Annotated in this window: 11 protein-coding genes; all 11 read left to right on the top strand. The window is 59.4% G+C overall.

What is annotated here, in order from left to right; genetic code table 11:
* Positions 1-19: 19 nt before the first annotated feature.
* The 11 genes from ERE07_RS09430 to ERE07_RS09380 all read left to right on the top strand — a co-directional run bounded on the left by ERE07_RS09430 (position 20) and on the right by ERE07_RS09380 (position 13,429).
* Positions 20-787, top strand: a complete 768-nt coding sequence (locus ERE07_RS09430; RefSeq protein ID WP_130008695.1) for an SDR family NAD(P)-dependent oxidoreductase — start codon at positions 20-22, stop codon at positions 785-787.
* A gap of 17 nt (positions 788-804) precedes the next feature.
* Positions 805-2,001 (top strand): acyl-CoA dehydrogenase family protein, encoded by a 1,197-nt coding sequence (locus tag ERE07_RS09425; protein WP_130008559.1) that lies wholly within the window; start codon positions 805-807, stop codon positions 1,999-2,001.
* Between the two features lie 5 nt (positions 2,002-2,006).
* Entirely contained in the window at positions 2,007-3,140 is a 1,134-nt protein-coding gene (locus tag ERE07_RS09420; protein ID WP_130008558.1) for a phosphotransferase family protein, read from the top strand.
* The gene (locus ERE07_RS09415; RefSeq protein ID WP_130008557.1) at positions 3,137-3,442 is read left to right on the top strand and encodes a DUF6285 domain-containing protein; all 306 of its coding nucleotides are present in this window, start codon (positions 3,137-3,139) and stop codon (positions 3,440-3,442) included. The genes ERE07_RS09420 and ERE07_RS09415 overlap by 4 nt, the downstream gene beginning before the upstream one ends.
* 9 nt (positions 3,443-3,451) lie before the next feature.
* The gene (locus ERE07_RS09410; RefSeq protein WP_130008556.1) at positions 3,452-5,068 is read left to right on the top strand and encodes an AMP-binding protein; all 1,617 of its coding nucleotides are present in this window, start codon (positions 3,452-3,454) and stop codon (positions 5,066-5,068) included.
* Positions 5,069-5,179: 111 nt separating this feature from the next.
* Positions 5,180-5,866, top strand: coding sequence for a TetR/AcrR family transcriptional regulator (locus ERE07_RS09405; protein ID WP_130008555.1), 687 nt, complete (start codon positions 5,180-5,182; stop codon positions 5,864-5,866).
* 362 nt (positions 5,867-6,228) lie between these two features.
* Positions 6,229-8,028, top strand: coding sequence for an acetolactate synthase 3 catalytic subunit (locus tag ERE07_RS09400; RefSeq protein WP_280634365.1), 1,800 nt, complete (start codon positions 6,229-6,231; stop codon positions 8,026-8,028).
* Positions 8,029-8,038: 10 nt separating this feature from the next.
* On the top strand, positions 8,039-8,530 hold the full coding sequence (gene ilvN, locus ERE07_RS09395; protein ID WP_130008553.1) for an acetolactate synthase small subunit: 492 nt from the start codon (positions 8,039-8,041) through the stop codon (positions 8,528-8,530).
* A gap of 88 nt (positions 8,531-8,618) precedes the next feature.
* Positions 8,619-9,635, top strand: coding sequence for a ketol-acid reductoisomerase (ilvC, locus tag ERE07_RS09390; RefSeq protein WP_130008552.1), 1,017 nt, complete (start codon positions 8,619-8,621; stop codon positions 9,633-9,635).
* A gap of 298 nt (positions 9,636-9,933) precedes the next feature.
* Positions 9,934-12,306 (top strand): TonB-dependent hemoglobin/transferrin/lactoferrin family receptor, encoded by a 2,373-nt coding sequence (locus tag ERE07_RS09385; protein ID WP_130008551.1) that lies wholly within the window; start codon positions 9,934-9,936, stop codon positions 12,304-12,306.
* A 76-nt stretch (positions 12,307-12,382) separates the two neighbouring features.
* On the top strand, positions 12,383-13,429 hold the full coding sequence (locus ERE07_RS09380) for a hemin-degrading factor (protein WP_130008550.1): 1,047 nt from the start codon (positions 12,383-12,385) through the stop codon (positions 13,427-13,429).
* Positions 13,430-13,431 lie beyond the last annotated feature (2 nt).

Here is a 13,431-nt window from a genome sequence, read left to right as displayed (position 1 = left end):
GCCGGAAGGAGACAAAATGATGAGCAATCTGTATCGCGTGGACGGCAAGCTTGTGCTGATTACGGGGGCGGCCGGCGGGCTTGGCTCACATATGGCAAAGACGCTGGGCCTTGCAGGCGCGCGCATTGTGCTGGCTGGCCGTCGTCTGGCGCCGTTGATGCAGTTGGCGGACTGCCTCGGTAAAGAGGGCATCAGGAGCGAAGCCGTCGCCATCGATGTAACGGACGAGGCCAGTGTCAGGTCTGGCCTGGCACAGGCGGAGTCCATGCTTGGCATCGTGGATATTGCCGTATGCAATGCGGGCGTGACCAGTACCGGCCCCTCGCTGTCGCTGGGGGCCGAAGACTGGGACCATGTTCTGGACGTCAATCTGAAAGGCTGTTGGCTGGTCGCCAACTACGTTGCGCGACGGCTTGTGGACGCGAAGCGAGGTGGCGCCATTATCAATGTGTCTTCCATTCTCGGCCAGCGTGTCGCCGGCAATGTATTGCCCTATGCCGTGTCCAAAGCAGGGCTGGAGCAGATGACGCGAGGCTTGGCGCTTGAGTGGGCGCGACACGGCATACGGGTCAACGCATTGGCGCCGGGCTATATCGAAACTGATCTGAATCGTGATTTTTTCGCGTCGGAGGCCGGTCAGGCGCTGATCCGGCGTATTCCGCAACGGCGCCTGGGACAGGCGTCTGATCTGGACGGCGCCTTGCTATTGCTGGCTTCCGAGGCATCTCGTTATATGACGGGAAGCACATTGGTCGTGGACGGCGGACATTTGCAGTCGTCACTCTGAAAAGAAAAGGTAAGGGCATGGATTTCAAGCTATCCGCACGCTGCGACGATTTGCGACAGCGGCTCAAGGGGTTTGTTGACGACGTATTGATTCCCCTGGAAGAGAACGCCGCATCGTTTGACCAGCATGAAAATATCGATACTGCACTGCTTGAACGTGTGCAGTCGCAAGCCAGGGATCAAGGCCTGTGGAGTCTGCAAATGCCGCGGGAGCGCGGCGGACAGGGGCTGTCCATGGTTGAAATGGCGGCTTGTTACGAAGAAATGAATCGATCGATATTCGGCCCGGTCGTCTTCAATTCGGCGGCGCCGGATGACGGCAATATGATGGTCTTGAACAAGGTGGCTAGCGATGCCCAGAAAGCGCGTTGGCTGCAGCCGATTGTTGACGGCACGGTGCGCTCGTCTTTTGTCATGACCGAGCCTGCGCCTGGCTCTGGGTCGGATCCTTCCATGATGCGCACGACGGCCGTGCGCGAGGGTGATCATTGGGTGGTGAATGGCCACAAGCATTTCATTACTGGCGCGGGTGTGGCGTCGCACTTTATCCTGATTGCCAGAACGTCGGATGATGCGCGCAAGGGGCTCTCAGCCTTTCTCTTCCACAAGGATGATCCGGGTTGGGAATTGGTGCGGCGCATTCCCATCATGGGGCCGGAAGAACACGGAGGGCATTGCGAGCTGAAATTCAACAACATGGTGATTCCAGATGAGAATCGCTTGATGGAAGTCGGCGATGGGCTCAAGCTCACGCAGATTCGCCTGGGGCCGGCGCGGCTTACTCACTGCATGCGATGGCTGGGGCTATCCAAGCGCTCATTGGAAATTGCTTCCCGCTACGTCTCGGAACGTGAGTCCTTTGGCATGAAGTTGGCCGACCGGGAAGGCGTGCAATGGTTGCTGGGCGAAGCAGCGATGGCCATACAGGTGGGCCGGCTATTGACGATGCATGCCGCGTGGAAGCTCGATCAAGGCGATTTTGCGCGCAAGGAAGTCTCCATGGCCAAAGTGGCTGTGGCCGATACCCTGCACAAATCCGTGGATACGGCGATACAGCTGTGCGGGGCAATCGGATACTCGCGCGATACGCCGCTGGAATGGATTTATCGCTATGCGCGTCAGGCCCGTCTGGTGGACGGGGCATCAGAGGTGCACAAAATGGTGCTGTCCCGAAACCTGCTGAGCGAAGGCAGCGAATTCTGGAAATGGGGGTGAGGCCAATGGCGCAGTCGATATCGGACCCATCGCAGGCGCGGCGAGGCCCCGCGGCGGCGCGCCCTGGGGCCCAGGCGTTGGCGTCCCGGCGCGCATCGGTCAGCGCCCCGGCCGGCGACGGCGGCATTGCCCAGGCGCTGGCGGACTATATTCGTGCGCGCAATGCAGCGGATGCGGTCAGTGTCGTGGCTTTCGAGCGCCTGTCCGGCGGCGCCATCCAGAGCAACTACGCGTTGACAGTACACAGCGAGGGCGGCAGGCGGTCTGGGGAGCTTGCCCTGGTAGTGCGCAGCGATGCGCCGTCGAAAGTCAGCGCCAGCCTGACGCGGGCACAGGAATTCAGTGTATTGCGACGCGCGTTCGAGGCGGGGGTTACGGTGCCCGAGCCCCTGTGGTTGTGCGAAGACGAGTCCATCATCGGTTCGGCCTTTTGCGTGATGGCGCGCGTGCCGGGCGTGGCTTCGGGTCGGCAGTTGGTTCGCGGCGGCGTAACGCCGGAACAGGCCGTCCCGCTGACACGGCAGTTGGGTGAAGAACTTGCTCGCCTTCATGGCGTGCGTCCGCCGGATCCCGATCTGGCGTTTCTTGTCCTGCCGGGCATGTCCCGCGCGCTGGAACGTGTGCATGAATACCGCCGGGCGCTGGACAGCATTTCCGAAGCCCATCCCGTGCTGGAGTATGCCTTGAACTGGCTGGAGGATCGTGAGCCAGGGCAAGGCGAGATCGTGCTGTCTCATGGCGATTTCCGTACGGGCAACTATATGGTGCACGACGGGCGGGTCAGTGGAATCCTGGACTGGGAATTCGCGTCGTGGAGCGACCCGCTCGAAGACCTGGGCTGGCTCTGTTCCCGCAGTTGGCGTTTCGGCAAGCCTGATAAAGAAGTAGGCGGCATTGGCGACAAGGTGGATCTGCTGGATGCCTACGCTCAAGTGTCGGGCCGTCAGGTCGATGCGGAAAAAGTGCTGTACTGGGAAGTCATGGGGATGACGCGCTGGGCGGTCATTGCCCTGCAACAGGCCCAACGGCATGTGTCGGGCGAAGAATCTTCACTGGAGCTGGCACTGACAGGGCGCATGCTGCCCGAGATCGAGTTTGACCTGTTGAATCAGATTGACCTTCTGGAGAGGCAGACATGAGCAACCGCCCCTATGGCAACGAACTGCTTGATGTGGCGCGCCGCAGCTTGCTTGACAAGGTGCTGCCCGCCGTGTCGGAAGACAAGGTGTATGACGTCTTGATGGTGGCCAATGCGATGGCTATTGCCGCACGTGAACTGGCGTCGGGGCCGCAGCAAAATGACGAGGAAGACAGCGTGCTGGCAGCACAGATTCGGGCGCGCGACCTTCCCCCGCAAACGCAGGCGCAGTTGCATCGCCTGCTGCTGGACAGGACGCGCTCCGCACTGGCATTGAGCAACCCCAAGTATCTGAACACGTAAGGAGTGGCCATGGGAAGCAAGTACGAGCAGGGTCTGGACAAGCATGCGGCCAACTATTCAAGCCTGACGCCATTGAGTTTTCTCGGGCGGTCGGCGCATATTTTTCCGAACAAGACGGCTGTTATCGACGATGACATCACGCTCACATACCGCCAACTCTATCAGCGGTGTCTGGCCATGGCCAGCGCCTTGCACGACCTGGGGATACGGCAGGGCGATACCGTATCCGTCCTGTGCTACAACACGCACGAGCTTTTGGAAAGCCATTATTCGGTGCCCATGACGGGCGCAGTGCTCAATGCGCTCAACACCCGATTGGACGCGAATACGCTGCGTTTTATTCTCGAGCATGGTGAAGCGCGCATTTTGCTTTATGACACTGATTTCGAGGCGCTGGTTGGCGAGGTCATCAATGGCATGGAAAGTCCGCCCCTGCTCGTGGCCATTGCGCGCGAAGGAGGGCCGTCGCGATTGGCCAGGCTGGATTACGAACAGGTTTTGGCATCCGGCAAGCTGGTATCCGCTCGCGCCGCGCCGGATGACGAGTGGGACGCCATCACCTTGAATTACACCTCGGGAACCACTGGCAACCCCAAGGGGGTGGTGTATCACCATCGAGGCGCTTATCTGGCAGCCATGAGCAATGCCATGGCCATGGACATGACGGCGGACACGGTCTATTTGTGGACGCTGCCCATGTTCCATTGCAACGGTTGGGCCTATACCTGGGCCATTACCGCGATCGGCGGCACCCACGTCTGTCTGCGTAGAGTGGCCGCCGATGCGGTGCATGAGCGCATCGAGCGGCACGGCGTGTCGCATCTGTGCGGCGCACCTATCGTGCTCAACATGTTGGTCAATGATTTTCATCGGGACGGCAAAACCCTGTCCCGCACGGTACAGTTTGCCGTCGGCGGCGCGGCGCCACCCAGCACGGTGATACGTCGCGGGAAAGAGGTCGGATTCGAGATCACGCACTTGTATGGCTTAACCGAATCCTATGGTCCATCGATGTTGTGTGTGCGCCAGCCGGAATGGAACAGCCTGCCGCTGGACGATCTCGCCCGGAAAATGGCGCGGCAAGGCGTTGGCCTGCACGCGATTGACGAGGTGGCCGTGGCAGGCTCGGGAACCCGCCTGGCGCCCGCCGATGGCCAGACGCTCGGCGAGCTGTTGATGCGGGGCAATACGTTGATGAAAGGGTATCTCAAGAATGAAGCCGCCACGCAGGAAGCATTTCGCGATGGGTGGTTTCATACGGGGGATCTTGCCGTCATGCATCCGGACGGCTACGCCGAGGTCAAGGACCGTGCCAAGGACATCATTATTTCCGGTGGCGAAAATATCTCGAGCCAGGAAATCGAGGAGGTGCTTTATCGGCATCCCCGGGTTCTGGAGGCTGCCGTGGTCGCCATGGTGGACGAAAAATGGGGCGAAACACCCTGCGCGTTCGTCGCACTGCGCGACGCGGACGCCCCGCCCGATCAGCAGGAGATTATTGATTTCTGCAAGTCGCACATGGCGTCTTACAAGACGCCGCGCAGGATCGTATTTGGAGATTTGCCCAAGACGTCTACCGGCAAGATCAGAAAGAATGTATTGCGGGATTGGCTGAAGTCGCTTTAGGTGCGGGAGCATAACCCGTGTACAGAAGCAAGCGCGCCACACCCTCTCTTTCCGTTCGGGCGCGTCGCCAATCACGTAAACTTGCGCCACGCCTGTTAGTGGAATCCCCTGATGATCGCTGATTTCGAGTCGTTCAAAATCGAGCTTAGCCTGTCGCAGGTCGAGATTTGCCGGGAACTTTACCGGCAGAACACAGACCTGATCCGCATAAAGAAAGAGCACGTCGCCGTGCGCAGCCTGGTCAGGATCATAGATTCGACCTTGCGGCTTACCAGCGTCAAAGGCTTTCATGCGATGTCGCTGCGCGACCTGAGCGCGGATTCCGGAATGAGCATAGGCGGTCTATATGCCTATATTCGCAACAAAGAGGATCTGATCTATCTGATCCAGAGCCACGGTTTTCTGCTTACGCGCCGCACCATGCTGGCCTACACGCGCGACATCGCCCACCCGCGCGACAAGCTGCTGGCGGGTGTCAAGGCGCATGTCTACCTGAGCGAGCTGATGCAGCCCTGGTTTTATTTTTCCTTTATGGAAACCAAGAGCCTGCCGGACCAACACAAAAAGGAGGCCATCGCCATCGAGCTGGAGGTGGAGAACATCCTGTGTGCCATCATCGAAGAAGGCATTGCGCACGGCGCCTTCAGGCAGGTGGACGCGCGCCTGCTGGCATCACTGTGCAAGGCCATGATGCAGGACTGGTACCTCAAGCGAGGCAAGTACAACAGGCAGCAGGTCGACGCCACTCGTTATGCGGTGTTCATCGGCTCGGTGCTTGAGCGCTACTTGTTGCCCTGAAGCGCTGATCCGGCCAGCCTCTGTGTGTCTTCCTGGCCACATCGCTGTCCATTAACGCCGGCCGCCGCCATCCCTCGCGCCCCGCCTCGCTTGCCTGCGGCCGGGCAAAGCGGTACATTACTGACTCGGTTTGTTCAAATATCCCGAATAAATCTGTCCAAGGCTCTGTTGCCCGGGCTATCCGCCCGGTTTTTTGCGCCTGTAATACCTGCTGCTGGCCGCGTCACAAGCGTGTGTTGCCTCAGCTTCCGTTTCTACCTCCCGCGTCCGTAAAGGGCGCTCGTGCTTTGTTTCGATGAGTGCGGGGCGGTTCGGCAAGGTGTCTGGGTGGCGTGGCTCCGTGAGTCACAAAGCGCCAGATCATGTTGACGCAACTGGTTCAAGCTCAGGCCACAACGGCCAGTCGGGGCAAATGTACTGGTTACGAAAGGAAAACCAAAATGGAACTCAATGGCGCCGATATCGTCGTGCGTTGCCTTGCCGAAGAAGGCGTAGATCATGTCTTTGGCTATCCGGGCGGCGCTGTACTCTACATCTACGACGCAATCTACAAGCAGGACGCTTTCAAGCACATACTGGTGCGTCACGAGCAAGCCGCCGTGCACGCTGCCGATGCTTACTCCCGATCTTCAGACAAAATCGGCGTGGCGCTGGTCACCAGCGGCCCCGGCCTGACCAACGCGGTCACCGGCATCGCAACCGCCTACATGGATTCGATCCCCATGGTCATTATCAGTGGCCAGGTTCCAACCCATGCCATCGGCGAAGATGCTTTCCAGGAGTGCGACACGGTTGGCATCACGCGGCCCTGTGTCAAGCACAACTTCCTGGTGCGCGATGTCAAGGAACTGGCCGAAACCATGCGCCGTGCCTTCTACATCGCACGCACGGGCCGCCCTGGGCCAGTGCTGGTCGACATTCCCAAAGACATCACAGTCGCCACCTGCAAATACACTGCGCGGCGTGGCGAAGTCCGCATGCGATCCTACGCGCCGGTGGCCAAGGGCCATCAGGGGCAGATCAAAAAAGCGGTGCAGATGCTGGCCACGGCCGAACGCCCCATGATTTATGCTGGGGGCGGGGTGGTGCTGTCAGACGCCTCGGCCGAACTGCACGCACTTGTGGAGCTGACGGGCGCCCCGTGCACCACGACGCTCATGGGCTTGGGCGGCTATCCAGCTGGCGAAGACAAATTCGTTGGCATGCCAGGCATGCACGGCACCTACGAAGCCAATCTGGCCATGCAGAACTGCGATGTGCTCATTGCCGTGGGCGCTCGCTTCGACGACCGCGTGATTGGCAACCCCAAGCACTTCTCGCAAACCCCACGCAAAATCGTGCATGTGGATATCGACCCCTCGTCGATTTCAAAGCGTGTGCGCGTGGATGTTCCCATCGTGGGCAATGTCAAGGATGTACTCCAGGACATGATCACGCTCTACACCCAGGCGGTGGCCGAAACGCCGGCAAATACAGCCCAACTGGCCAAGTGGTGGGAGCAGATCAACACGTGGCGGGGCCGCAAGTGTCTCGATTATGCCAGTTCAGATTCGGTCATCAAGCCGCAGTTCGTTGTTGAAAAGCTGTGGGAAGTCACGGGCGGCAATGCTTTTGTGACATCCGATGTGGGCCAGCACCAGATGTGGGCAGCGCAATACTATGGCTTCAACAAGCCGCGCCGCTGGATCAATTCCGGCGGCCTGGGCACCATGGGCGTTGGCCTGCCCTACGCCATGGGTGTGCAGATGGCCAACCCGGACAGCGACATTGCCGTCATCACGGGCGAAGCGTCCATACAGATGAATATCCAGGAGCTCTCCACCTGCAGCCAGTACAGGCTCACCCCCAAGATTCTGTGCCTGAACAACCGCTATTTGGGGATGGTGCGCCAGTGGCAGCAGATCGATTACGGCTCGCGCTATTCAGAGTCCTATGTCGACGCGCTGCCGGATTTCGTCAAGCTGGCCGAGAGTTATGGTCATGTGGGCCTGCGCATCGAGAAACCAGCCGATGTCGAGCCCGCCATTCGCGAAGCATTCACCAAGCACAAGAAACGCCTGGTGTTTCTCGACTTCATCACAGACCAGACCGAAAACGTCTGGCCCATGGTCAAGGCCGGCAAGGGCCTGACTGAAATGCTGCTCGGTTCCGAAGACCTGTAAGGAGAGCACAATGAAACACGTGATTTCCATTCTTCTGGAAAACGAACCCGGCGCACTGTCCCGCGTGGTTGGCCTGTTTTCGGCGCGCGGCTACAACATTGAAACCTTGACGGTGGCGCCCACCGAAGACGCCACGCTCTCGCGCATGACTATCGTCTCGGTAGGCTCCGACGAGATCATCGAGCAGATCACCAAGCATCTGAACCGTCTCATCGACGTCGTCAAGGTGGTTGATTTGTCCGAAGGGCCGCACATTGAACGCGAGCTCATGCTGATCAAAGTAAGAGCCGTCGGCAAAGAGCGCGAAGAAATGAAACGCATGGCGGATATTTTCCGCGGGCGCATCATCGACGTGACTGACAAGGCCTACACCATAGAGCTTACCGGCGATCAGGGTAAAATCGAGGCCTTTATCGGCGCGCTCGACCGCAGTGCCATCCTGGAAACCGTGCGTACCGGTGTTTCCGGCGTGGGTCGCGGCGAACGTGTGCTCAAACTCTAGCTCACCGGCATAAAGCAGGGCGCATGGCGCCCACATGCAGTATCAAATCGAACAAGCTACAAAATCCTCAAGCATTGGAGCAAGCTAAATGAAAGTGTTTTACGACAAAGATTGTGACCTGTCCCTGATCAAGGGCAAAACCGTGGCGATCATCGGCTATGGCTCGCAAGGCCATGCCCACGCACTGAACCTGCACGAGTCAGGTGTCAATGTCGTGGTCGGCCTGCGCAAGGGCGGCGCGTCCTGGAGCAAGGCCGAAAACGCCGGCCTTCAGGTCAAGGAAGTCGCCGACGCTGTCAAGGGCGCCGACCTGGTCATGATTCTTCTGCCAGACGAAAACATTGCCGAGGTCTATCGCAACCAGGTTGCCGACAACATCAAGGCCGGCGCTGCGCTGGCATTTGCGCACGGTTTCAACGTCCACTACGGCCAGGTTCAGCCTCGCGCCGATATCGATGTCATCATGGTTGCGCCAAAGGCGCCTGGCCACACTGTTCGCGGCACCTACAGCCAGGGCGGCGGCGTGCCCTCGCTGGTTGCCGTGCACCAGGACAAATCCGGCGCTGCGCGCGACATCGCGTTGTCCTATGCATGCGCCATCGGCAGTGGCCGCGCCGGCATCATCGAAACCAACTTCCGCGAAGAAACCGAAACCGACCTGTTCGGCGAGCAGGCAGTTCTGTGCGGCGGTACGGTTGAGCTGATCAAGGCGGGCTTCGAAACGCTGGTCGAAGCCGGCTACGCGCCAGAAATGGCTTATTTCGAGTGCCTGCACGAGCTCAAGCTGATCGTCGACCTGATCTACGAAGGCGGCATCGCCAACATGAACTACTCCATTTCCAACAATGCGGAGTACGGCGAATACGAAACCGGGCCCAAGATCGTCACCGACGAAACCCGTGCAGCCATGCGTAAGTGCCTGGCCGATATCCAGACTGGCGCCTACGCCAAGAACTTCATTCTGGAAAACGCCGCGGGTGCGCCGACACTGGTGTCTCGTCGCCGCATCAATGCAGAATCGCAGATCGAGCAGGTGGGCGGCAAGCTGCGCGCCATGATGCCCTGGATCGCTGCCAACAAGCTGGTAGACCAAAGCAAGAACTGATCCGGCATTGCCGGTTTCCTGAGGGAACCGGCCTATGGCCTTGGCTGCGACAGGGCAGGGCCATGTCATTTCTATGTATGCAGTGATTGTGCGCACGCGCCTCGCAAGAGGCCGTGCGCACAATTCGTTTTGGGCTGCCGCAACGGAGCCTGTGCCTATCGGTACGCCGGGTAACCTGAACCGTGTGTAATGCAAGGCTCGCGAGAGGGGTAACATAAATTTGTAATTGATAATATAAATAGTAATGGTTATCATTGCGTATTAATGTTTTCATACTGATTCAAAGTAGATACTCGCGATGACTACAAGATCACAGGTTTGGTGGGGTGGGATATGCCTGGCAATGGTTGCTCTGCCTGCCGTCAGTCAGCAACAAACCAGCGCAATTATCGAGGCCAACGCGCCACAGCTTGCAGAGGCGGGCAATATTCACGCCCTGTCTGCCGTGCGCGTACAGGGCGAGCGAATCGAGTCCGAACTTCCCGAAGGCGCATCAACCACTTTTCGCGAAACACTGGTCGAGCGCTCCATCGAGAGCTGGGATGATTTCAGCAAGCGGGGCGAGCCAGGCGTCAATGTCAATCAACGCAACAACAGTATCAATATTCGCGGCATGGATCAGGATCGCGTCGTCACGCGTGTCGATGGCGTCCGCATCCCCTGGCTCAACGATGGTGCACGGGGTGTAAAAGGCGGCATCAACACCATTGATTTCAACACTCTGTCCAGCATCGACCTTGTGCGCGGGACGGGCGCCCCGCAATCGGGTTCATTGGTCGGCTATGTCGATCTGCACACGCTATCGCCCGACGATCTGCTGGGCACAGACAAACACTTCGGCGCTTTGCTCAAGAGCGGTTACGACAGCGCAGACGACAGCTGGGGGGCCGATGCCGCGCTGGCAGGTCGCCTGGGGCAGGGCGATACCAGCTGGCTGCTGCAGCTTGGTCAGCGCAAGGGGCACGAGCGCGACAATCAGGGCGAGCAGGGCGGTTATGGCTACACGCGCGACAAAGGCAATCCAGAGTCCTACACGCAGCGCAACGTCATGCTCAAGCTGCAGCACGCCATCAATCCGGAGCACCGTATCGGCGTAAGCGGCGAGCGCTTCCATCGCACGGCCGACATCGACAATCGGCTCGAGCAAGGTAATGCCACCTACGATATCGGCAATAACCAAAGCAGAGAGGCGCTTACCCGTGAACGCGTGCTTCTGAGCTACGATTTCAACGCCGCGCAAGAACGGGCTCCGGTTGATGCCGGAGCGGTCAGGCTGTATTGGCAGCGCAGCAAGCTGCTGGGTGGTCAGTCGGCGATACGCAATATGGATGGGCGCGGCAATATATCCTTTGGTCCTGGCTTTCCCGTTGGCCAGATCTATGGCCTGGGCTACCCCTACGGCCCTTATGGGCGCGACAACACCATGCAGGAGTCAGGCTACGGCCTGTCCACTGACTGGAGCGGTTACTGGAGCACGGGGGCGCTGGCTCACCATTGGGCAGTCGGCGGCGAATGGTATGGCACACGGGTAAAGCAAAACTCCAGCGGCTACGACAACTGCCCGGCCGGCCTTCCGCCCTGGCCCGAATCCCTGCAGAACGCGTTGGGGCCTCGCAATTGCGACTTACTGCATACCAACCAGTCCGATATGCCAGAAGCCAAGGGCGATGTCTGGTCGTTCTGGGCGCAGGACAAGCTTTCCTGGCATGACGGCCGGTATGCCCTCACGCCCGCGCTGCGCTTCGACAGCTACCGATACAAACCCGAATCCGGCGGCAGCTACGCAGAAAATCCCAACGCTTCTGTTACCTCGCCGCCGTCTGCAAGCGGTCAGCGCGTGTCGCCTTCGCTGCTTGCCACCTTTCGACCCGGCCAGAATCTGTCTGTGTATGCGAAGTACGGCTACGGCTACCGTGCGCCCAATGCCACCGAGCTTTACATGAACTACGGCGCACCAGGTACTTATCTTCGTGTAGGCAACCCCAATCTCGACGCTGAGGTCAGCCGGGGCTGGGAGTTGGGCGCCGATATTGGCAATGCCGATCTTGGCGGTCGTGTCAGCTTTTTCGATAACCGGTACCGCAACTTCATCGATGAAGACGTCACCCTGACACCAGACTCTCCGCAATGGAACCCTGCCTGGAGCACGCTATATCCCATGGGTGTGTCGGGGTTTGTCAACCGGGATCGCGTTCGCATATACGGCGCCGAAGCCAGCGCCCACTGGAACATAAACAGTAACTGGTACACCTGGGGTTCGGTGGCCTGGGCGCATGGCCGCGATCAGGACACCGGGCGCTATCTCAACTCCGTTGCGCCGCTCAAGGCACTGCTTGCTTTAGGCTACCGCCAGGAGCAATGGGGCGCCGAAGCCATCGCCACGCTTGCCGCGCGTCGTACCCAGGTCGAATATCCTGCCCCCGAAGCCGCACCCGGCGCGCCCGATTCCGATTTCGAGGCGCCTGGCTACGGGCTGCTCGATCTGAGTGCGTGGTGGAAGCCGCAAGCCATCAAGGGCTTGCGTGTGCAGGCTGGCGTCTACAACGTCTTCGACAAAACTTACTGGAACGCGCTGAACGTCCCGCGGCCAGGCGGGCGCGGCGATGGGCCGATCGACAGCTATACCGAACCCGGCCGCAGCGTAAGAGTCAGCCTTTACTACCAGTATTGATCCAATCGAGAATAGCTCTTATTATCAATGTATGTGCTTGGCACTATAGAATATGACTATGCAGAAGGAATCCAACATGACCACACCCATCGAACAACGTGCACAGCCCTTGCGTGAGCGCTATGCGCAGGCAAAGGCAGCCGATCCCAAGGCGCGCATCCGCACGCTGGCGGAACAGTTGCAGGTGTCGGAAGTCGAATTGGTCGCTGCGCAATGTGGCGATCTCACGTCCATACAGCTCACGTCGCCCGCGCAGGATATATTCAAGGAGCTGGGCGCCCTGGGGCGCGTCATGGCACTTACCCGCAACGACTGGTGCGTGCACGAGCGCCATGGCAAGTACGAAGACATCCGCGCCGGCAAGTCCATGGGCATTGTGCTTGGTCCGGATATCGATCTGCGCGTGTTTTTCGGGCCCTGGGCAACGTCCTGGGCTGTCAACGATGGCGGCCGGCGCAGCATTCAATTCTTCGACAAGGCAGGGGTCGCCATCCACAAGGTTTACGTCACAGACGAAACCGATGCCGCTGCCTATGATGCCCTTGTTCAAAAATTCACCAGCCACGATCCGCAGTGGCCAGTCATCGAACCCGCCACCGCGCCTGCCGAAAACCAGAACGGCGAGGCCACGCCCAGCCTGCGCACTGATTGGCTGGCCATGCAGGATACGCACGAATTCCATAATCTGCTGCAACGGCACAAGGTTTCCCGCATGACAGCCCTGCGCGCCGTGGGGCCGGATCTCGCCCAGGAAGTATCCAACGATCTGGCCGAGCGCATGCTGCAGGCAGTCGCCGAGCGCGATATTTCCTTCATGTGCTTTGTCGGAAACCACGGCATGATCCAGATTCACTCCGGCCCCATCAAAAAGGTCATGCGCACCGGCCCATGGTTCAATGTGCTCGAGCCTCATTTCAACCTGCACCTGAACACCACCACCATTGCCTCCACCTGGATTGTCAACAAGCCCACGGCAGATGGCTGGGTCACATCGCTCGAATGCTATACCGATCAGGGCGACCTCATCGCCCAGTTCTTTGGCGCGCGCAAGCCAGGCATTCCCGAACTCTCAAGCTGGCGCGAACTGCTTTGCGGCTATTGTCAGCAACCCTTGGCGGCGTGAAT

The organism is Allopusillimonas ginsengisoli (assembly GCF_004153455.1).
GTDB lineage: Bacteria > Pseudomonadota > Gammaproteobacteria > Burkholderiales > Burkholderiaceae_B > Allopusillimonas > Allopusillimonas ginsengisoli.
Note: the sequence above shows the minus strand (reverse complement) of the source record. Positions and strands in the feature narration are given on the sequence as shown.

Coding starts and splice junctions, on each gene's coding strand:
- ERE07_RS09430 (WP_130008695.1), top strand. CDS start 20: ATGAGCAATCTGTATCGCGTGGACGGCAAGCTTGTGCTGATTACGGGG.
- ERE07_RS09425 (WP_130008559.1), top strand. CDS start 805: ATGGATTTCAAGCTATCCGCACGCTGCGACGATTTGCGACAGCGGCTC.
- ERE07_RS09420 (WP_130008558.1), top strand. CDS start 2,007: ATGGCGCAGTCGATATCGGACCCATCGCAGGCGCGGCGAGGCCCCGCG.
- ERE07_RS09415 (WP_130008557.1), top strand. CDS start 3,137: ATGAGCAACCGCCCCTATGGCAACGAACTGCTTGATGTGGCGCGCCGC.
- ERE07_RS09410 (WP_130008556.1), top strand. CDS start 3,452: ATGGGAAGCAAGTACGAGCAGGGTCTGGACAAGCATGCGGCCAACTAT.
- ERE07_RS09405 (WP_130008555.1), top strand. CDS start 5,180: ATGATCGCTGATTTCGAGTCGTTCAAAATCGAGCTTAGCCTGTCGCAG.
- ERE07_RS09400 (WP_280634365.1), top strand. CDS start 6,229: ATGTTGACGCAACTGGTTCAAGCTCAGGCCACAACGGCCAGTCGGGGC.
- ilvN (WP_130008553.1), top strand. CDS start 8,039: ATGAAACACGTGATTTCCATTCTTCTGGAAAACGAACCCGGCGCACTG.
- ilvC (WP_130008552.1), top strand. CDS start 8,619: ATGAAAGTGTTTTACGACAAAGATTGTGACCTGTCCCTGATCAAGGGC.
- ERE07_RS09385 (WP_130008551.1), top strand. CDS start 9,934: ATGACTACAAGATCACAGGTTTGGTGGGGTGGGATATGCCTGGCAATG.
- ERE07_RS09380 (WP_130008550.1), top strand. CDS start 12,383: ATGACCACACCCATCGAACAACGTGCACAGCCCTTGCGTGAGCGCTAT.